Raw genomic sequence first — 19,669 nt, 5'->3', positions numbered from 1 at the left:
GGCCACCTGGGAAGGACCACGCATGACCACCGAACCTCGGCCCGAACCGTACGAGGCGCTGCCCGAGGACTGGGAGCGCGCCGTCGCCATCGTCGCGCACCCCGACGACCTCGAATACGGCGCCGCCGCCGCGATCGCCCGCTGGACCCGACAGGGCAAGCACATCACCTACGTCATGGTCACCAGCGGCGAGGCCGGCATCGACGGAGTCGACCCGGACGAGTGTCGCCCGCTGCGCGAGGCCGAACAGATCGAGTCCGCGCGCATCGTCGGCGTCGACACGGTCGAGTTCCTCGGGTACCCGGACGGCGTGGTCGAGTACGGGCTGCCGCTGCGCCGCGACCTGTCCCGGGTGGTTCGCCGGCACCGGCCGGAGATCGTGATCACCGGCAACTTCCGGGACACGTGGGGCGGCGTCGCACTCAACCAGGCGGACCACATCGCGGTCGGCCGGGCGGTGGTGGACGCGGTGCGCGACGCGGGCAACCGGTGGGTGTTCCGCGAGCTGCTCGCCGAGGGCCACGAGCCGTGGGGCGGAGTGCGCGAGGTGTGGGCGGGCGGCTCGCCGCAGTCGCGGCACGCGGTGGACACCACCGAGGACTTCGCGCTCGGTGTCGCGTCGCTCCAGGCGCACGCGGCCTACCTGGCGGGGCTGGGCCAAGGGCAGATGGCGGACGCGGGGGAGTTCCTGGAGGGCATGGGCCGGGCGGCCGGCTCGCGGCTGGGCACCCGCTTCGCGGCGGCGTTCGAGGTCTTCCCGATGGGCTGAGCGGGGCCGATCGGGCCTCAATACGCTGCGCGAATGATCAGTGGGCAGCACCTTCACGGCCGGGCCCTCGCCGTATGTGCGGCGGGGGTGCCGGCCGTCACCGGAATCGTCGCGTGCGGCAGCGACGGTGACGACGCCCCGTCCCCGTCCTCGAAGCGGTTGAACATCGAGCTGGGCGCGTTCGCCGACAAGATGGCCACGATCGCGCCGCTCCAGGTGGTCCCGGTCGGCAACGGGCACGTGGCCGCGGTCGGGCCGAACGTGAACGGCCCGGGCGTGGCCATGCTGTATGTCTCCTCACAGACGCTGACGCCCGCTCAGATATCGGACCTGGCCGGCGGGTTCGCCCGCCAACTCGACTGAGCGAGGGCGCCGGCCGTTCACCCGCCCTCTCCCGACGGTGGCCCCGACGGGCGGCCCCAGCGCCGGCCGGGTCGAACGCGCACCGGCCGACGCCTGGGGCCAAACCGCTCAGACGGAGGCGATCCGTACCTCGGCGGCGTGCTCGTGCAGCCGGATCACCGTGTCCGCGACCCGGCGCACCGTCGGCTCGTCCATGTGCGACCACAGCGGCAGGGTCAACACCCGGGCGGACACGTCGTCGGTGATCGGCAACGGCCGCGCGGGCAGGTGGGCGTACGCCTTCTGCCGGTTCACCGGCGGGTGGAAGTAGCGGCGCGAGTCGATCCCGTCCGCCTTCAGCGCCCGGGCCAGGGTCGGCGTGTCCAGGCCGAACACCTCCGGGTCGACGATCAGGGTCAGGTCCTTCCAGGTGGACACGTCGCCGTCGGCGAGCGCGGGCAGCCGCAGCCCCGGCACGTCGGCGATCGCGTCCGCGAACACGCCCACCAGGTGCGAGCGGGCGGCGACCCGCTCCGGCAGACCGCGCAGCGACACCAGCGCCAGCGCGGCGTGCAACTCGGACATCCGCGCGTTCAGCCCCGGGAACAGGCAGTCGTAGTCGCCCGGGTTGCCGTATCCGCGACCCAGTCGGCAGGCCTGCGCCAAGCCCTCGTCCCGGGTCGCGATCAACCCGCCCTCACCCGCGGTCACCACCTTCGTCGGGCTCAGCGAGAACACCTCCGCCGCGCCGAAGCCGCCGATCGGCGTGCCCGCCCGCCGGCTGCCCAGCGCGTGCGCCGCGTCGTAGACGATCGGCACCCCCGCGTCCGCCGCGACCTTCGCCAACTCCTCGACCCGACACGGAGTCCCGTACACGTGCGTGGCCATCAACGCGGACGCGCCCGACTCGGCCAGCAGCGCCGCCGCGTCGGTCGGGTCCAGGGTCAGACTGTCCGGGTCCACCTCGGCGAACACCGGGGTGGTCCCCGCCCAGTGCGCCGCGTGCGCGGTCGCCGAGAAGGTGAAGCCGGGCATCGCCACCGAACCGCTCGCCCCCAGCGCCTGCAACGCGAGCATCAGACCGCTCGTGCAGTTCGACACCGCCACCACGTACGGCACCTCCAGCCGCGCGGCCGCGTCCTCTTCCAACTCGCGCACCGTGGCACCGTCGGTCAACTGACCGCTGGTCAGGATCGTGTCCAGCCGCCGCGCCAACTCCTCCCGCTCGGGCACCCGCACGCGCGTCAGCGGCAGGCCCTCCGCGAACCTCGCGTCCCCACCGAGCACCGCCGGCTTGCCGGTCACCGCCATATCGCATCCCCCCTGGACTCACCGGGATTCCCCGGACTGATCGAACTCGTCTCCCCACCACCGGAATCGGCCGCGAGGGGCGTCGCGTTCCGCCCCATCGTCCGCCGCCGCCTCCGCTCCGAACTACCGCCCTTCTCGGTCTCGGTGCGATCCGGCTTCGACACCGCGAGCAACACCAGGACGAACGGGAACACCTGGACCCGTTCGCGGGTGAGGATGCCGAAGTTGCGGATGTTCGCGAACGCGAGCGCGAACACCAGCGTGTAGACGATCACGAAGGCCACGTAGGGTCTTCGGATCAGCAGCCCCGGGATGCGTTTCAACCGGGGGAGCGCGACCACGAACAGGCCCATCAGCACGACGCCTTCCAGCGACGCGACCAGGGCCTGGATGTTGTGCGCCTCGAACGGGAAGGGCCGAAAGAGCACCGTCACCAGCGACTGCGGCAACGCGGCCGGCGAGATGGACAGCGCCGCCGAATCGTCCACCGCCTGGGCCGAACCGCCCTGTGCGGTCTGGGTCTGGGTCTTGGCGATCACCTGATTGGCCTGCGCCGCCCCGATGCCCGGTGTGCCGAAGAAGGTGCCGACCTGCTGGAGCGCGAGCACACAGCCCACCCCGAGCACCAGGATCCCGAAACCGGCCCGCAACGGGCCCAGCGCGGAAGCCTGTTGCGGTCGATTGCGCAGCAGGTAGCCGACACACAACCCGCACAGCAGCAGCACCGTCACGTGCGGGCGCACCATCGTGGTGCCCACCGCCCCCAGGATCAGGAACACGAACGCCCCGCGGCGGCGTACCAGGAGCAATGCCACGCCGTAGGCCGCCAGGCCCAGCGTGAACATCATCCAGGTGTCCTTGCCGATCCCGGAGGGCCAGAACAGCAGCGAAGGCAGGAAGAACAGCAGCTTGCCGTAGCGGCGCCGATCGCCGTCCGGATAGGCCACGTTGAACGCGCGCCAGAACAGGTACAGGCCCCAGAACCCCATCCACGAGTAGACCAGGTAGCCGGCCAGCAGCGACTGCCCGACGATCGCGTACACGATGCCGGTGACGATCATGATGAAGCCGGTGCCGATCACCTTGCGGCCGATGTCCACGGTGAAGTCGCCGTTGCGAAAGTGCGGCGCGATGGCCCGCCCGACCAGGTCGTAGGTGGCCGCGTCCGCGCGCCCCTCGTAGAGCACGAAGGACATCCAGTACCGGGCGAAGCACGCGAGCAGCTTGGCGACCAGCGCGCCGATCACCAACCGCCGTACCCACGGCGGCTCGTCGCGGGAGAACCGGGACAGCAGCGGCACGCTGATGGTGAGCAGCAGCGGGAAGACGATCAGCGCGCCCCACGTGTCGTACGGGCGATACTCCATCGCCCACGCGAACACCGAGACGTAGAAGCCGACCGCGGTGAGCGCGAGCAGGGAACCCCATGGCAGCCGCGACGGAGGCACCCACCGGGCGTACGGCGCAAGACGGGACGACAACGGAGCTCCTTGCAGGGACGGCGAACCGGTGCGGCGTCGGGCGGCGGTGACGCGGGGACCGGCTCGGACCGGTCCGGCGGCGGCCCGCCGGCTGGCTAGAAGACCTCCAAGTCCCCCAGGGAGAGCTGCCAGGAGCGCAGGTCGTGGACGTCGATCGGGTGCGGGTGCACGGTGCGCGCGACCAGCAGCATGCCGGTGCGCGGCGGGGTTGCGTACCCGGCGTAGCGGGCGGCCCTGGCCGCCTCCGAGCCGCGCGCCAGATGCGTGGCGACGTGGTCGCACCCGGACATGGCCACCCCGGAGAACAGCTTGCGCGCGGTGTCGCGGTCGCCGGGGCGTACCACCATCTGGGACAGCGTGAACTCGACCAGCGGGCCGCGCAGGCGCGGGCGGCCGAACACCACGCCGGTCAGCTCGCCGTTCTTGTACGAGGCCACCACCCGGTAGTCCAATCCGGGCGCGTCGCCGTAGCGCCAGCGCAGGAAGTCGCCGGTGAGCGCGGTGCGCAGCTTGTCGTGGCCGATCGCCGCGTCGCCCGCGTCCGCCTCGGCGACCAACTCGTCGAAGCCTACCGCCGCCTTGGGGTCGGAGAAGAACTGACGAGCCGTCGGGAAGCGGCACCGGGCCGCGGGATCCACCGAGTTCCAGGTCTGTGAGGTGCCGGAGAGATCCCCGGTGGCGCGCAACTCCTTGAGCCCGCGCGCGAAGGCGATCGGCCGGATCGGATGCAGCGAGACCGGCACCTTCCCGACCTCGTGCCAGCCCATCCGCAGATAGCCCGGCAGGCTGTTGCCGTTCGGAGTGTTGAACACCAGCGAGGTGTCCACCTCGATCCGCTCCAGCAACTCGGTGGTCAACCGGCGGAACAGGCCCCGGCCCTGGACGTCCGGGTGGGTCGCGGTGTCCACCGCGCGCACCGCCCGGACCACCTCGCCGCCGAGCATGAACTCCCAGCGCAGGAAAAGCCGTACCGCAACCACCCGGCCGTCCGCCTCGGCGACCAGACCGGGACTGGCACCGAACGGGTTGTCCCTGTGCTTCCACCGGAAGAACTCCGAGGTGCGCTCCCCGGTCGGCCCGCCGGACAGCGCGTCGGCCAACAGGGCCAACACCCGGGGCTCGTCGTGCTTGCCCAACTCCCGGACGGTGAAAGGCGAACTCCCGACCTCTTGCCCACTCACCGCGATCCCTCCAGCACTCTCGCGTACACGTCCTCGATCCGTCGCTGCGCGCCCGCGACGTCGAACTCGTCCGAGCGCTCGGCCGCGGCCTCGCCGCACGCGCGCCGACGCGCGGGTTCGGCGGCGAAGGCCACCAACGCGTCGGCGAACGCCGCCGGGTTACCGGCCGGAACCACCGCGCCCTCGACCCCGTCGGTGACGATCTCCGGCATCCCGCCCACCGCGGTCACCACCGACGGCAACCCGACCGTCATCGCCTCCATCAACGAGACCGGCAGCCCCTCCTGACGCGAACTCAGCGCGAACACGTCGAAGGCCGGCAACAGCGTCGGCACGTCGCCGCGCGAACCGGCGAAGACCACCGAGCCCTTGAGGTCGGGCCGGCTCGCCCGCTCGCGCAGGGTCGCCTCCAGCGGGCCGGACCCGATCAGCACCAGGACCGCCCCGGGAAGCCGCTCCCGGACCAGCGCGTGCGCCGCGAGCAGGCCCAACTGGTCCTTCTTGGGCGTGAAGTTGGCCACCGAGCCGACCGTGAACGCGTCCTGGTCCAGGTCCAGCGCGTGCCGGGCCCGCTCGCGCGCGCCCGGGCCGGCGAACGCCTCGCCCAGATCCGGGCCGTGATGGATCACCGTCGGCACGGTGCCGCGCCGCAGTCGGGCCGGCTCGATGCTCTCGGCCACGGCCGCGGAGACCGCGATCACGCCGCTGTTGCGCCGGTACGTCCAGGCGTTGGCGATCCGGGTGGGCCGCCGGTAGCGCGGCCACATGTTGTGTTCGGTGTGCACGATCGGCACCTTGCCGGCGAACACCCGCGCGGCGACCGCCGGAACCGGCATGTGCGTGTGGATCAGGCCGTAGTCGCGCGCCCGCAACAGCGCGCGCAGCCGCACCGGCCAGATCCGCCCGCCGCCCAGGCAGTGCACCGTGATGCCCAACTCGCGCAGGGTCGGCACCAGCGCGTCCTTCCACGGCAACACGTAGGCGACCTCGACCTCGTAGCGTTCGTCGTCCAGTCGGCGCGCGCAGTTGACCAGCAACTGCTCGGCGCCACCGCGCCCCAGACCCTTGGCGAGCCACAGGACGCGAACGCGGTCACCCATCAGCGATCCTCCGAGCCGAGTTCGACGGTGGACCACGTGTCGAAGTGCGGTCCCAGGTGCGCACCGTCGCCGGCGCCGTTGTGCAGCGCCCGCTCCGCCGCGGACTGGATCCGGAAGCCGGAGTCCGAGTCCTCGGCCGAGTCGACCGGATCGGCGCGATGCGCACCGCGGCCGCTCGTGGTCGACTCGCGGTCACCCTCGGTCAGTTCGCCGCGCTTGGCCCAACTGGGCGCGGGACGCTCGGCGTCCTCGTCCGCGTCGGGCGTCGGCTCGGCCGAGCGGCCGCGCAGCACCAGGCCCGCGCCGGCGCCCATCCGGCCCACCGTGCCGGTGCGCGGGCCGCGCTTGAGCCCGCCGCCCATCGACCGGGTCGGGTCCACCCCCAGCAGCGTGACACCGGCGATCGGCACCCCGGTACGGGTCAACAGCTCGCCCACCCGGGAGGCCTGATCGGCCGTCAGGTTGCCGCTGCGGGCCACCACCAGCATCGCGTCCACGTGCTGCACCAGGTCGTTGGTGTCGTTCGCGTAGAGCAGCGGCGCGCTGTCCACCAGTACCACGTCCGCGTGGTGCCGGGCCCGCTGGACCACCTCGCCCGCGCGCAGCAGGAGTGCGGCGGGATAGGCGGCCGGGGCCCCCGCGGTGATCACCCGCACGTTCGGGATGTTCGTGCCGCGCACCACGTCCCCGAGGTCGATCTCCTGCTCGGCGAGCAGCACCTCGGACATGCCCTTGCCCGGCTTGGCGCCGAGATACAGGTGGGTGGCCGGATTGCGGAAGTCGCAGTCCAGGACCAGCACCGAGCGGCCGGCCTCGGCCAGCGCCGCGGCCAGGTTGGCCACCGTGCTGGTGCGCCCGTCGCCCGGACGCGGCGACACCACCAGGATCACCGGCGCCGGGTCGCTGATCCGGCGCACCGGCATCGCGGTGGCCCGGCCCTGCCGGGGATCGGTGCCGCCGAGCCGATAGGCGAGGCCGGGCGGGCCGGACAGCAGCAGCGCCGAGCGCAGCGTGCGATACGCCTCCGCGACCGGACTGTCCGGTCGACCCGCGACCAGCACCGCGTGTCCCGCCCGCTGGCGCCGGGTCGCCCGCGGCACCTCGGCGATCACCGGCAGGCCGAACGCGTCCTCCAACTGGATCCGCCCGCGCAGCCGTACGTCCATCCGGTCCACCATCAGCGCCGCGATCAGCCCGAGCGCGAGCCCGAGCGCCGCCGCGAGCGCGATCCGCAACGGCCGCGAGGTGGGCGCCAGGATGCTTGTGGTGGAGTCGGGTGTGCTCTTGAGGCCGTCCATCACCTCGACCTTGGGGTCGTTCAGCGGGTTCACCAGCTCCTGCTGTTGACCCACCAGCGTGGTGTACTGCACCCGCTTGGCGTCGAACTCCGCCTGGAGCGTGGCCTTCTTGCCCACCGGCGCGTTGGTGGTGCTCTTCTCCAGACCGTCGATGTCGGTCTTGAGCTTGTCCAACTGGGCGGTCATGCTGTCCGCCTGACCCTGCCGGGTCTTGCGCTGCGAGTCGGCGAACGCGGACACGGTCTCCTGCGCCCACGCGGTGGCCAGGTCCTCGGCCGCCTTGCGGGTGGGCGCCTTGGCGGAGATCTGGACCAGGCCCAGGTCCGGGTTGAGCTGCGAGGTGACCTTGGACGCCAGCACGGCCGGATCGGGGTTGTTCAGCCGCTTCGCCACCCGGCGGGCCACCTCGCCGCCGTCCGTCATCAGTTGTACGGGCGCGAGGTTGAACTCCTTCGCCGAGTTCGGCGCCGGCACCACGTTGACCGAACTGGTCCACTGGTTCCCGGTGCCCTTGGGGTCCGATGGGGTCAGGATCAACCCGGCGAGCAGTCCGATCGCGAGACACGCGAGCACCAGCGGCCAACGGCGCTGGAGAACGGAGAAGTAGCTAGAGGTTTCCACCGGTCCCCCTCCGGTTCGAGTTGCCGCCCCGAGAACAGACCGCGGGGCAGGCCAAACGTAGAGCAAACGGGGTGTCGATCGACCCCAGGACTGTGCCGGAAGTGTGGAGATTCCGTCGAGATCCAACCGGATGTGTTCGCGTGGCCGTCACCGCACCGGACCTGACGACACGTCACGGCCGGCTCGCGGGTCGAGTGCCCGGGCATAGAACGCGACCATCCGGTCGCAGACGCTGTCGATCGTGTACTCCTCGCCGAAACGTCGATACGCCGCCTCCGTGCGTATCGCGGTCTTCTCCCGCTCCGTCAGGGCCGAGACCAGCGCCGCCGCCAGCGCCTCGGGCGAGTCCGGCGGCACCAGCGCCGCACAGTCGCCCGCCCCGGTGATCTCGCGCACCGGAGGCAGATCGCTGGTGACGATCGGCGTCCCCACACCCATCGCCTCGATCAGCACGCTGCCCAACCCCTCCCAGCGCGAGGGCAGCACGAACACATCGGCCGCGGCCATCAGATCGGGCACGTCGTCGCGGTGTCCCAAGAACCGTACGGGCTCCGCCGCGCCGGCGGAATCCCCGATTCCGCCGGTCTCGGCGGCCAGTCGGCGCAACGACTCGGTGCGCCCACCCGCCGGACCGGCCAGCAGCAGGACCGCGTCCGGTACCTCGGCGCGCACCCGGGCGAACGCGGTGATCAGTACGTCCAGGCCCTTTTGGTACTCCTGCCGGGCGGCCGTCACCAGGACCGGGACGTCCGGCCCCAGGCACAGCGCGGCCCGGGTGCGCTCGCGGCGCGCCCGGGCGGCGGCCAGCGGCCGAGGATCACGCCCGCGCGGCACCACGTCGATCCGCGACCGGCGCACCCCCAGCCGGCGGGACATCACGCCGGCCACGTGCTCGGTCAACGCGTGGAACCTCCGCACGCCACGCCCGCTGGCCGCGTCCAGGCCCTGGGCGGCGCGCAGCTTCCACGGCCGAATCCCGGGCTGATCCCGCATCTCGGCACCGTAGGAGGTGTTCACCAGGCTGGAGACCACCGGAACACCCGTCGCCAGGGCGGCGATTCGCCCCGCGATGTCCGCCTCGTACAAGGTCGTGTGCACCAGGTCCGGGCGGCGATCGCGGATCACCCGCGCCAGCCCGCGCGCGGAACCCGCCCGCGAATTGCGGTGCACGCCGAACAGCGTCACCCCGGCCTCGGCCAACTCCGGTTGGAATCCGTCCAGATCCAGGAAATACGCGATGTCCAGCGTGATCCCCCGACGAATCAGCTCCGGGGCCATCGCCACCGCCGCCCGCTCGGCCCCGCCGACCCGATCCACGCTGTCGATCACCTGGAGCACGTGCACTGCTTCACCTCTGCCATCCCCCGCCAACTCCCCGGAAAGCCGCCGACCACAGGGCGCCCCCACCCCGCACGGCTGAGCATGTCATCGATACGCCCCCGGCGGGGCGGGATTCGTGACAACCTGTCACCCCATGGGGACAACGACGGACCGGCGTGGGGTCCTGCACGTCGTGACCGACCCCCGACGCCGGGGCTCACAGGCGTTCGCCCACGACTTGGACGCGGCGCTGCGCGACCGCGGCCGTACGTCGTCGGTCGTCGCGCTCGCGGGCACGGGCGAGATGGACATCCCGGTGCTCGGCCCGGGCCGGCTGCACCCGCGCACGTTGCGCGAACTGCGCCGCCGCGCCGCGGGCGTGGGCCTGGTGATCGCACACGGCTCGACCACGCTGGACGCCTGCGGGATCGCGCTGGCCGGGACCGGGACACCGTTCGTCTACGTCAACATCGGCGACCCCCGGCACTGGGCCCGGGACGCGCTGCGCCGCGCCCGGGTCGGGCTGATGCTGCGCCGGGCGGTGGCGATCGCCTCGGTGTCGCCGATGGGCCGGGACGTGCTGCTGCGGACCTACCGGTTGCGTCCGGATCGGGTCCGGGCGATCCCCAACGGACGGCGACCCGAACGCTTTCTACCGCCGGAGGGCGACGACCGGGCCAAGGCCCGCGCCGAGTTGGGGCTGCCGGCGCACGCGCGGGTGCTCGCGGTGGTCGGCGCGCTGGCCGCGGAGAAGCGGGTCGCGCTGGCGATCGAGGCGTTCGCGCTGCTCGAGGACGACGAGCGGGACAGCGCGCCGTGTGCCGTCGCCGCGCCGGCCGCGATCGGGGCCGCCGGGCGCGAACGGCCCTTGTACCACCTGCTCGTGGCCGGGGAGGGCCCCGAGCGGCCGAGCCTGGAGGCGCTCGCCGGACGGCGCTCGCCCGAGCGGGTCACCTTCACCGGCAACCTCGCCGATCTCGGCCCGGTGTACCGGGCCGCCGACGCGCTGGTGTTGTCCAGCACCAGCGAGGGCGTTCCGGGCGTCCTGGTCGAGGCGGGCCTGAGCGCGATCCCGGCCGCGGCCACCGATGTCGGCTTCGTGCGCGACGTGGTCGTGGACGGGGTCACCGGCGCGCTCGCCGACGTCGGCCCGGGTCCCGGGGACCCGCGGGCGCTGGTGGCCGCGATTCGCCGGGTGTTGGCCGACCGGGACGGCATGGGCCGGGCGGCCAGGGAGCGTTGCCTGGAACGTCACGCGATGGACACCGTGGTGGACGCGTGGATCGCGCTGCTGGACGAGCGGAGCCGGTGACCACCCGCAACCGCACGGTGGGGAAGAGGTAGGACGGGAGCGCCGGTTCCCGAACGGCCGAATGCGACTCGTGGGGAGATCGCATGTGCCAAGGTTGTTGTCGAACCAGGGAGGGGGAGTCCGTGGGGGAGTATGTGGGGGGTGCCGTCGGCATGCCCGGCGACGGCTTGGGCCGGGTCGACGGTGTCGGCCGGGTGGGCCGGCACGCGCGGCCGGGCGGCAGTGTCGACGAACCCGCCGACCACCGAACACACGTCAACGGAGTGCCCGACGCGGGCCACGGGGGAGCGACCACGCCGACCATCGACAGTCGCACCGGAACCGGACGACACGCGGCCCCGCAAGCGGGCGTGGGCAGCGGTACGGGCCGGATCGCCGCAGCGCAGGCACCCGACCCCGAGATCAAGGGGCCACCACCGGAACTCAAGTTCAAACGCCGCACCAGCCTGATCCGCGGCGTCCGCGAACTGTGGCACTCGCGCGAACTCGTGCGCACCCTGGCCGAGCGTGACCTCAAGGCCCGCTACAAACAAGCCGTTCTCGGCTTCGCGTGGGCGATCATCACGCCCGTCCTGCTGATGGTGGTGTTCACCGTCGTCTTCCAGCGCGTGGGCAACCTCAGCGACACCGCGCACAAGTACAACGTGCCCTACCCGCTGTTCAGTTACCTGGGACTGCTGCCGTGGACGTTCTTCATGTCCTCGGTGACGCAGGGGTCGTCGTCGCTGGTGTCCAACGGGCCGTTGCTGAACAAGGTCTACTGCCCGCGCGAGGTCTTCCCGTTCGCCACCGTGATCGTGGCCACCGTGGACATGCTGATCGCCTCCTCGGTGCTGGCCGTGCTCTTCGCGGCGTACACCACACCGCCCGCGGCGACCAGTTGGGCGCTGCCGATCCTGCTGCTGATCCAATTCGAGGTCACCCTCGGCGTGGTGCTCGTGTTGTCCGCGGCGGTGGTCTACTTCCGCGACATCAGACACGTGCTGCCCCTGCTCATGCAGATGGGCATGTTCGCCACCCCGGTCGCCTACGGCATGGACCAGATCACCAAGGACTGGCTGCTTCCGTACGTGATCCTCAACCCGCTCGCGGCCGTGATCGACGGCTACCGGCGCGCGATCCTGTACGGACAACAACCCGACTGGGAACTCACCGGAGCCGCCGCCGCGTCGGCCACCGTGCTCCTGTTCGTCGGATACAAGATCTTCAAGAAGCTCGAGGCGGGGATCGCCGATGTCGCCTAGCCGCACCACGACCATGGCCGCGCCGGGCAAGCCGGGAACCCTCCCGCTGGGCACCATCCAGGCCCAGCACCTGTGGAAACGCTTTCGCGCGGACAGCCAACGCATGCTGCTCCGGGACAACCTGGGCCGGATCGCGCGCAAGCTCTCCGGCCGCGACCAGGCCGACTGGCGCTGGGCGTTGCGCGACATCCACATCCACATCGACCCCGGCGAGGCGGTCGGTCTGATCGGCTCCAACGGGTCGGGCAAGTCCACGCTGCTCAAGATGCTCACCGGCGTGATGTACCCCTACGCCGGCCGACTGCAGGTGCGCGGCCGGGTCGGCGCGCTGATCGAGGTCAGGGCGGGCATCCACCCGGACCTGACCGGGCGTGAGAACGCATTCCTGTACGGCTCGTTGCTGGGTCTGAAACGCGCCGAGGTGGCCAAGCGGTTCGACGACATCGTGGACTTCGCCGAGTTGGGCACCGCGATCGACCGGCAGGTCAAGTGGTACAGCTCCGGCATGCAGATGCGGCTCGGCTTCGCGGTCGCCGCGTTCCTGGAGCCGGACGTACTCCTGGTCGACGAGGTGCTCGCGGTCGGCGACGCGCTGTTCCAGCAGAAATGCCTGGACCGGATGCGGGTGGTGCTGGAACAGGGCACCACGCTCGTCCTGGTCTCGCACGACCTCGCGTCGGTCGAGTCGATCTGCACGCGCGGAATCTGGCTGGAACAGGGCGAGATCCGCACCGACGGCCCGATCCGGCAGGCGCTGCGCGGATATCGCGACAGCGTCGAGGAGGAGACCGAGGCCCGCACCCGCACCGACGAGGCGATCCGGACCACGTACGTGGACGTACGCGGCGTGGAGACCGCCGGTCCCACCACGAACCGCTCGATGGTGGTCGAGGCGGACTTCGCGGGCGACTACCGCGGGCCCGCCACGGTGCACATCGGGGTCACCGAGGGAACCGCCAGCCCGGTCTTCACCACCCGCCGGGACGTGCAGTTCGGCTGGTCGGGCAACCGGGTCAAGTGCACTCTGGACCGACTGCCGCTGCCGCGTGGGCGCTACGCGCTGTGGATCGGGGTGTACGACCGGGACGGCCACCCGCTCACCGCGTGGCATCCCGCGAAGCAGTTCGACGTGGCCGGACCCGAGCTGGACACCCCGCCGCGCGCGGTCGTGCTGGCCGCGCCGGTGTACGTCGACCACACCTGGGAGGGGTGAACGACCGTGCGCATCCTGGTGTGTCCGCACGACATGCAACTCGGCGGCAGCTCGATCAACGCCGTGGACCTGGCCCGCGCGGTACGCGACCTCGGCCACGAGGTGTGGGTGATGGGCCGTCAGGGCCCGCTGCGGCAACGGGTGGCCGCCGCCGGGCTGCCGCTGCTCGCACTACCCGAGCGGGCACACGTGCGGCCCTCGCCCGCGGTCTCCCGCACGATCGCCGCGGCGGTGCGCCGACACCGGATCGACGTCGTGCACACCTACGAGTACTGGCCGCTCGTCGAGGCGTTCCTGGGCGCGTTCGTGCCGCGCGGTACGCCGGTGCTGGGCACCGTCATGTCGATGGGCAGCCTGCCGCCGTACTTCCCGCGCACGGGCGTTCCGCTCACCGTGGGCTACGGCGAGCTGTACGAGGAGACCGGCGAGTTGCGCGGCCTGGAGGGTGCGCGGGTGCACCTGCTGGAGCCGCCCGTGGACACCGCGATCGACCACCCGATCACCTCGGCGGTCAACGGCAGCGCGCCCGACGTCGACGTGGACGCGTTCGCCGCCGAACACGGGCTGCTCAAACCCGCGCCCACGGTGGTGATCGTGTCGCGACTGGCCAAGCACCTCAAGCAGGAGCACCTGGAACGCACGATGGACGCCGTGGCCCGGCTGGCCGCGGAGGTGGCCGGACTGCGCCTGGTGATGGTCGGCGGCGGCTCCATCGAGCGCGAACTCCAGGCCAGGGCCGCCGCACTGAACGCCGACCTGGGCCGGCGCGCGATCGTGCTCACCGGCGAGATGGCCGACCCGCGACCGGCCTACGCGCTGGCCGACATCGTGGTGGGCATGGGCAGTTCGGTGCTGCGCGGGATGGCCTTCGGCAAGCCCACCGTCGTGGTCGGCGAACAAGGCTTCAGCGAGCCGGTGACACCGGAGACGATCGGCGACTTCGACGCGCTCGGCTTCTACGGTCTGGGCGCGGGCCGGGAACCGGTCGAGCGGGATCCGCTGGTCGGCCAAATCACCACGCTGCTCAGGGATCAGGCCGAACGCGAGCGGATCGGCACCTGGTCGCTGGACCTGGTGCACGAGCGATTCGCGCTGGATCGCCAGGCCGAGCGCCTGGTCGAGTGGTACGAACAGGCCCGCACCGAACGGCCGGTCGCGCGCGGCCGGGTGGGCGAGGCGGTCCGGGTCGGCGGCCGACTGGTCGGCTTCAAGGCGACCCAGCGCGGCCAGGCCCTGCGCCGACGGACCCGCGACCGGCGCGGGACCGCGACCGGATGAGCGAGCCGACCGGCCTGACCATGCTGCACGTCGGGGCGTTCTCCGGCTCGGTGCCGGCGCTGCGCCGGGCGCTGGCGGAGCGCACGGCGGTGCGGGCGCACGACCTGATGCCGCTGGCCCGCGCACCGGGCCTGGCCGGCGCGCGGCTGCGGGCCGTACGCGAGGCGCGTCGGGCCGGGGCGGGGACGCCGTGGACCAAGACCGACGCCTGGACGGCGGCACTGGACCGACGGGTACGGGCCCGAGGGTTGCTCGGTGCGCGCGACCCGGTGCTGATCGTGCAGACGCTGCCCGCGCTGGTGCCGCCGGCGGGGGTGCGCTACGGCGTGTACACCGACCGGGTGGGCCTGGAGGGCGCGGCGGTCGGCGGTGTCCACCGATCCCGGTACACGGAGGGGTGGTTGGCCCGGGAGCGACGGCTGCTCCTGGGCGCGCACCGGGTGTTCGTGATGGGTCCCAGCACTGCGGACGTGCTGGTCACCGAGTACGGCCTGGCGCCGGACCGGGTGCACGTGGTGGGCGCGGGCACCAACGTCGACCCGGCCGCGGCGGAACCCGGGCCGCGCGCCGCGGATCCGCCCCGACTGTTGTTCGTGGGCACGCAGTGGGAGCTCAAGGGCGGCCCGATCCTGCTCGAAGCCTTCGCCCGGCTGTACGCGCGCGACCCGCGCCGGCGGCTGACCCTGGTCGGCAGCGGCCCGGACGGCCCACCGCCGCCCGGAGTGCGGGTGCTGGGCCGGGTGCCGCACGCGGCGATGGGCGCGGCGTACGACGCGGCGGACGCGGTGGTGATCCCCACGCACATGGAGGCGTTCGGGATCGCCCTGGTCGAGGGACTGACCCGGGGCCTGCCGTGCGTGGCCTCCACCGTCGGCAACCAGCCGTGGATCGTCGGCGACGCGGGAATCACCGTGCCGCCGGGGGACGTGGACGCGCTGGCGGACGCCCTGCTGCGGCTGGACACCGACTACGCCGGCTTTCGCGAACGAGCCCTCGCGCGGGGCGCGGAACTGCGCGCGACGATGACGTGGCCCGCGGTCGCCGAGCGAATCCTGGCCGAACTGCGCGGGTAGCGGGTGGTTGACAGCCGGTCCGGCCCCGTCTGAGATGAGGGGCCATGGAGACGCTTTTCGAGCACGCGGGCGGACACGAGGGTCTGCACCGGTTCATCGACATCTTCTACGGCAGCGTCCTGGCCGACCCGCTGCTCCAACCCCTGTTCGGCGCGGGACGCCCGGAACACGTGGACCACCTGACCGCCTTCACCGCCGAAACCTTCGGCGGCCCGGACGACTTCAGCCGCAACATGGGCGGCTTCCTGCATCTGATCGAGGTCCATCGCGGACTGCGGATCACCGAGGAACAGCGCCAACGCTTCGTCGACCTGTACCTGGCCGCCGCCGACGCGGCCGAACTCCCCGCCGACGCGCCGTTTCGGGAGGCGCTGCGCTCCCACGTGGAGTTCGGCACACAGGTGGCCAAGCAGAACTCGCACGCCGAGACCGACGAACAACTGCATCCGCTCCGCGAAGTCCCGCGCTGGGACTGGCCGGGCACGGACTGACCGGGGACGGACCGACCGGGGACGGACCGACCGGGGACGGACCGACGGGGCGTCGATCCGACCTGGTCCGGCGCGTGCCCGTTCGCGCGAACGGGCACGCGAAGGGGCACGGAAACGGGTGTCCGGAACGGGTGCGCATCCGGGCGCGCGGTCGGTCCGGGCCGGAGCTGCCTGGTGCCCCGGCCCGTTCCGACCCGTTCCGGCCCGTCCGCGGCCCGTCTACCCCCGGCGACGTCGCAGTGCCGCGCGCTCGTAGACCTGGGCGAAGCCGTCGAGCATGTGCTGCCGGGTGAAGCGCCCCAGCACCCGTTCCCGGCTCGCCGCGCCCATCCGGGCCCGCAGCGCGTCGTCGGTGAGGAGTTCGCGGCACGCCATCACCAACCCGCCCCGGTCGCCCGCGCGCAGCAGCCGACCGGTGACCCCGTCCGCGACCACGTCGGTCACGCCGCCCACCGCGGTGCCGACCACCGGCACACCCGCCATCATCGCCTCGGCGACCGCGAGCCCGAAGCCCTCGTAGTGCGACGTGGACAGGAACAGGTCCGCCGCGTCGAACGCGTCGCTCAGCCGCGCCAGCGGCGGGACCACCCGGACCTGCTTGCCGACGCCCAACTCCTCGATCAGTACCGGGATCTCCGGCTCCTGACGACCGATCACCAGGAACACCACGGGCGGTCCGGCGTCGCCGAGCTTGCGCAGCACGTCCGCGCCGACGCGCACCATCAGCGGGATGTTCTTCTGCGGTGCCCGGCCGACACCGACCACCACCAGGGCCTCGGCCGGGATGCCCAACTCGGCGCGCAGCGCGACCCCGGCCGCCGGGTCCGGCCGATGGACCGGAACACCCAACGGCACCAACGGGATCCGCTCCGGACGCCACCCGACGATCGAGGCCGTGGCGTCCCGGACGTGGGTCGAGTGCGCGAACGGGCGGAACCCGGCGGCCTTGACCATGCCGACCTCGATGCCGTTGGTCAGCCGCGAGTGCAGACCGTCCTTGAGCGGCTCGTGCACCTCCAACACCCGGGGGAGCCCGGGGGAGCCAAGGGCGGCGGGCAGCGAGAGCCGGGCCGTGCCGCTGTGCGCGTGCAGCACGTCGGGTCGCAACTCGCGGACGCGGCCCGCGATCCGCATCCCGAGCCGGATCTCGTCCGGCGGCCGGGTGGGACCCTCGTGGTCGAGCGAATGCACCGTCACATTCGGCCCCAACTCGCCGAGTTCGTCCTCCTCCCAGGCCGGCCTGGCGATGATCGCGTGACAGTCGAAGCGCTCCGGGTCGAGCCCGGCCAACACCTGTCGGCTCACCTGCGGGATCCCGCCGCCGACGCTCAGCCGCCACACCACGTGCACGAGCCTGATGCGATCCTTCACGCTTCCCCCCGAACCGGCCGAGACCGGCGATCCCGGACCCGGCGGGCCGCGGACTTGGCGCCCAGCAGCGCACCGCCCGGCCCGCGGGCCACCAGCCATGTCGTGTCGTAACGATCCGTCGCACCGAACCGGTGCTTGAACTCCTCGGCTCCGCGCAGGAAGTCGAAGGTGCGCACGTCGCGCGCGGCGAGTGCGGTGAGCGTCTCGTGGAAGAGCACCGTGCCCAGGCTCGCCTTCGCGTACGCCGGGTCCCAGCCCAACTGGTAGTAGGCGAAGGTGTCCTGCCACAGGAATCCGTACAGGATCCCCACCGGCCGGCCCGCCGGATCGCGCGCCACCAGCGCGCACGGCCCGCGACCGGTGTCCGCGCGCGCCGCGAGCGCCGCGTGCAGCGGGCGTCGGGTGGCGTCGAACGCGCTCGATCCGCCGATCGCCTCCCGCCGCGCCCGGTGCAGCCGCAACAGGTCGTCGAAGAGTTCGGCGGTCATCGCCTCGGGCGTCACCCACGTGAACGCGACCCCGTCCTCGGCCAGCTTCCGGGCCTTGCGCCGCACCCCCTGCCGGTGCCGCGCGGAGCCGAGCGCGGCCGGGTCGGCGGGCATCACCGGGCACGCGGTGCGCTCGATCTCGCGGGCGCCGGGCGGCAGGAACGGATCGCCGGTGGTGGCGTCCAGGTGCGGGAAGACCATCGTGCGCCGCCGGGCGAGCGAGGCCAGCCACGCGCGCACGTCCTGATGCCGGCGCGGATCCACGGCGAACCCGCAGTGGTCGGCGGCACCCGGCCCGGTGCCCAGCAGCGTCCAACTCGACACGCCGCCGGGCAGCCGGGGGTGCAGCCGCTCACGGGTGCGCAGCAGCGGCACCACGGCCTCGGCGCCGCCGTCCTCGGCGCGCCACACCGCCACCACCACCCGCCCGGCCTGGTCCCGGCCCAACGACTCGGTCCAGCCCAACACCCAGTCCGGCGTGGTGAAGTACGACGTCCCGGGCGTAGCGGCGACCAGTGCGCGCCAGGACGGAACCAGTGCCGCCAACTCGCCGGGCGAGCGCAGCAGCGTGGGCAGAGCAAGCACGGTGATCCCCCCGGATCTCTCCGTCGATCGGACCCGGCGTCCCGCCGGCCCGAACAACGCGCCGATTCAAGCAGGTCAACGCCCGCCGCGCAGCGCGTGTACGGCCGGATGCAGCCCGGACAGGATCGTCGCGAACCGGTCCGGGCGGGTGTTCGACCCGACCCGCAGGCGGGAGATCCGCAGCGGATGGTCGGGCAACCGGGGCCCGAGCCGGTGATCGAAGAGGAACCCGGTGCGGTAGTCGAGTTCGGCCAGCAGTCGTTCGGCCCGCACGTCCCAGTTCCCGTTCGGATACGCGAACGAACTCGGCGCGCGACCGAGCAGCGCGGTCAACCGCTCATGCGCGTCCAGCACTTCGGCCCGCACATCCGCGTCCGCGCAGCGGTCCAGCAGCGGATGCGTGAGCGAGTGGTTCTCCACCCGCACGCCGCCCGACTCCAGGGTGTGCAGATCCGCGCCGGTCAACTGCGGTGTGTCCACCGCCTCGTGGCCCTCGCGCAACGCGGCGAGCAGGCTCAGTCGTCGCTCCTGCGGCACCGTCTTGAGATACGCCACCCACCCGCTCGGCGAGCGCTCCGGCTCTCCGGCCACCCGTGCCCCGGCGGCGACCAACCGGTCCGCCTCGTGCCACCAGAACGGCGTACGCGAGTCGATCGCCGAGGCCACCACGTAGGCCACGCCCGGGATGCCGCGCTCGCGCAGCAGCGGCAGGCCGTGTTCCAGGATGCTGCGCTCACCGTCGTCGAAGGTCAACAGCACGGCCCTGGCGGGCAACGCGCGCCGCTTGTCCAGGGCCGACTCCACCTCGTCCAGGGACACCGGCCGGGCGACCCGGCGCAACCGGTCCAACTGCCCCGCGAACGTGGCCGGATCGGAGATCCCGTGATACCCGAGCACCGCCAGCCGCAGCCGGGCACGGCGAACGAACCACACCTGCGCCGGTGACCGCCGCAACAACGCGTCGCCCCCGGCCCGTACCGACCCCACCATCGAACCGCCCACTCCAGCCTCCCCAGCCACGCGGCTCCCGCTGCCGGAACCGTAACAGCGGGGTCACGTCCCGTCAGCCGGTCACCGAACGTCCGCCCGTCGGTCACATCCGGGCAAGACCACGGACGCCGGATATCGGGGAACATCACGCACGACTCGTGGACGGATTGCGAAACACCCTTCACGCGTGACCCATCCGGC

The 19,669-nt window shown here is 72.4% G+C and carries 17 protein-coding genes; 8 read left to right on the top strand and 9 right to left on the bottom strand.

Translation table 11 applies throughout. The features are described 5' to 3' along the window. The first annotated feature begins 22 nt into the window (after nt 1-22). Entirely contained in the window at nt 23-769 is a 747-nt protein-coding gene (locus tag ACWCPW_RS33280; protein ID WP_449765281.1) for a PIG-L deacetylase family protein, read from the top strand. A 33-nt stretch (nt 770-802) separates the two neighbouring features. After that, nucleotides 803-1,132, top strand: a complete 330-nt coding sequence (locus ACWCPW_RS33275; protein WP_449765280.1) for a hypothetical protein — start codon at nt 803-805, stop codon at nt 1,130-1,132. Nucleotides 1,133-1,240: 108 nt separating this feature from the next. On the opposite strand, the gene ACWCPW_RS33270 is transcribed toward ACWCPW_RS33275, so the two are convergent. From ACWCPW_RS33270 to ACWCPW_RS33245, 6 genes are all read right to left on the bottom strand, one after another. Then, on the bottom strand, nt 1,241-2,422 hold the full coding sequence (locus tag ACWCPW_RS33270) for a DegT/DnrJ/EryC1/StrS family aminotransferase (RefSeq protein ID WP_449765279.1): 1,182 nt from the start codon (nt 2,420-2,422) through the stop codon (nt 1,241-1,243). Further along, nucleotides 2,413-3,903: a hypothetical protein gene (locus tag ACWCPW_RS33265; RefSeq protein ID WP_449765278.1), complete on the bottom strand. Its 1,491-nt coding sequence runs from the start codon at nt 3,901-3,903 to the stop codon at nt 2,413-2,415. The genes ACWCPW_RS33270 and ACWCPW_RS33265 overlap by 10 nt, the downstream gene beginning before the upstream one ends. Before the next feature lie 95 nt (nt 3,904-3,998). Further along, complete coding sequence (locus ACWCPW_RS33260) at nt 3,999-5,084, bottom strand: GNAT family N-acetyltransferase (RefSeq protein ID WP_449765277.1); 1,086 nt, start codon at nt 5,082-5,084, stop codon at nt 3,999-4,001. Beyond that, nucleotides 5,081-6,184 (bottom strand): glycosyltransferase, encoded by a 1,104-nt coding sequence (locus ACWCPW_RS33255; protein ID WP_449765276.1) that lies wholly within the window; start codon nt 6,182-6,184, stop codon nt 5,081-5,083. The genes ACWCPW_RS33260 and ACWCPW_RS33255 overlap by 4 nt, the downstream gene beginning before the upstream one ends. Continuing rightward, complete coding sequence (locus ACWCPW_RS33250; RefSeq protein ID WP_449765275.1) at nt 6,184-8,103, bottom strand: AAA family ATPase; 1,920 nt, start codon at nt 8,101-8,103, stop codon at nt 6,184-6,186. Before ACWCPW_RS33250 ends, ACWCPW_RS33255 begins: the two co-directional genes overlap by 1 nt. Before the next feature lie 147 nt (nt 8,104-8,250). Further along, nucleotides 8,251-9,447, bottom strand: a complete 1,197-nt coding sequence (locus ACWCPW_RS33245; RefSeq protein ID WP_449765274.1) for a glycosyltransferase — start codon at nt 9,445-9,447, stop codon at nt 8,251-8,253. Between the two features lie 130 nt (nt 9,448-9,577). On the opposite strand from ACWCPW_RS33245, the gene ACWCPW_RS33240 reads away from it, so the two are divergent. The 6 genes from ACWCPW_RS33240 to ACWCPW_RS33215 all read left to right on the top strand — a co-directional run bounded on the left by ACWCPW_RS33240 (nt 9,578) and on the right by ACWCPW_RS33215 (nt 16,034). Next, nucleotides 9,578-10,735: a glycosyltransferase family 4 protein gene (locus ACWCPW_RS33240; RefSeq protein ID WP_449765273.1), complete on the top strand. Its 1,158-nt coding sequence runs from the start codon at nt 9,578-9,580 to the stop codon at nt 10,733-10,735. A 122-nt stretch (nt 10,736-10,857) separates the two neighbouring features. Then, on the top strand, nt 10,858-11,979 hold the full coding sequence (locus tag ACWCPW_RS33235; RefSeq protein ID WP_449765272.1) for an ABC transporter permease: 1,122 nt from the start codon (nt 10,858-10,860) through the stop codon (nt 11,977-11,979). Then, on the top strand, nt 11,969-13,192 hold the full coding sequence (locus ACWCPW_RS33230) for an ABC transporter ATP-binding protein (protein ID WP_395859364.1): 1,224 nt from the start codon (nt 11,969-11,971) through the stop codon (nt 13,190-13,192). The genes ACWCPW_RS33235 and ACWCPW_RS33230 overlap by 11 nt, the downstream gene beginning before the upstream one ends. 6 nt (nt 13,193-13,198) lie before the next feature. Next, nucleotides 13,199-14,470: a glycosyltransferase family 4 protein gene (locus tag ACWCPW_RS33225; RefSeq protein ID WP_449765271.1), complete on the top strand. Its 1,272-nt coding sequence runs from the start codon at nt 13,199-13,201 to the stop codon at nt 14,468-14,470. Next, nucleotides 14,467-15,543 (top strand): glycosyltransferase family 4 protein, encoded by a 1,077-nt coding sequence (locus ACWCPW_RS33220; RefSeq protein ID WP_449765270.1) that lies wholly within the window; start codon nt 14,467-14,469, stop codon nt 15,541-15,543. Before ACWCPW_RS33225 ends, ACWCPW_RS33220 begins: the two co-directional genes overlap by 4 nt. A gap of 44 nt (nt 15,544-15,587) precedes the next feature. Beyond that, nucleotides 15,588-16,034, top strand: coding sequence for a globin domain-containing protein (locus ACWCPW_RS33215; protein WP_449765269.1), 447 nt, complete (start codon nt 15,588-15,590; stop codon nt 16,032-16,034). Nucleotides 16,035-16,253: 219 nt separating this feature from the next. On the opposite strand, the gene ACWCPW_RS33210 is transcribed toward ACWCPW_RS33215, so the two are convergent. The 3 genes from ACWCPW_RS33210 to ACWCPW_RS33200 form a co-directional block, all read right to left on the bottom strand. Continuing rightward, on the bottom strand, nt 16,254-17,405 hold the full coding sequence (locus tag ACWCPW_RS33210; protein WP_449765268.1) for a glycosyltransferase family 4 protein: 1,152 nt from the start codon (nt 17,403-17,405) through the stop codon (nt 16,254-16,256). Next, the gene (locus tag ACWCPW_RS33205; RefSeq protein WP_449765267.1) at nt 17,402-18,478 is read right to left on the bottom strand and encodes a GNAT family N-acetyltransferase; all 1,077 of its coding nucleotides are present in this window, start codon (nt 18,476-18,478) and stop codon (nt 17,402-17,404) included. Before ACWCPW_RS33205 ends, ACWCPW_RS33210 begins: the two co-directional genes overlap by 4 nt. A 75-nt stretch (nt 18,479-18,553) precedes the next feature. Continuing rightward, the gene (locus ACWCPW_RS33200; RefSeq protein WP_449765266.1) at nt 18,554-19,480 is read right to left on the bottom strand and encodes a polysaccharide deacetylase family protein; all 927 of its coding nucleotides are present in this window, start codon (nt 19,478-19,480) and stop codon (nt 18,554-18,556) included. Nucleotides 19,481-19,669: the final 189 nt, after the last annotated feature.

This window comes from Embleya sp. NPDC001921, assembly GCF_053594475.1.
Note: the sequence above shows the minus strand (reverse complement) of the source record. Positions and strands in the feature narration are given on the sequence as shown.

Bases quoted from the DNA above. Each gene is read 5' to 3' on its own strand.
- ACWCPW_RS33280 (WP_449765281.1), top strand. From the start codon at position 23: ATGACCACCGAACCTCGGCCCGAACCGTACGAGGCGCTGCCCGAGGAC.
- ACWCPW_RS33275 (WP_449765280.1), top strand. From the start codon at position 803: ATGATCAGTGGGCAGCACCTTCACGGCCGGGCCCTCGCCGTATGTGCG.
- ACWCPW_RS33270 (WP_449765279.1), bottom strand. From the start codon at position 2,422: ATGGCGGTGACCGGCAAGCCGGCGGTGCTCGGTGGGGACGCGAGGTTC.
- ACWCPW_RS33255 (WP_449765276.1), bottom strand. From the start codon at position 6,184: ATGGGTGACCGCGTTCGCGTCCTGTGGCTCGCCAAGGGTCTGGGGCGC.
- ACWCPW_RS33240 (WP_449765273.1), top strand. From the start codon at position 9,578: ATGGGGACAACGACGGACCGGCGTGGGGTCCTGCACGTCGTGACCGAC.
- ACWCPW_RS33230 (WP_395859364.1), top strand. From the start codon at position 11,969: ATGTCGCCTAGCCGCACCACGACCATGGCCGCGCCGGGCAAGCCGGGA.
- ACWCPW_RS33220 (WP_449765270.1), top strand. From the start codon at position 14,467: ATGAGCGAGCCGACCGGCCTGACCATGCTGCACGTCGGGGCGTTCTCC.
- ACWCPW_RS33215 (WP_449765269.1), top strand. From the start codon at position 15,588: ATGGAGACGCTTTTCGAGCACGCGGGCGGACACGAGGGTCTGCACCGG.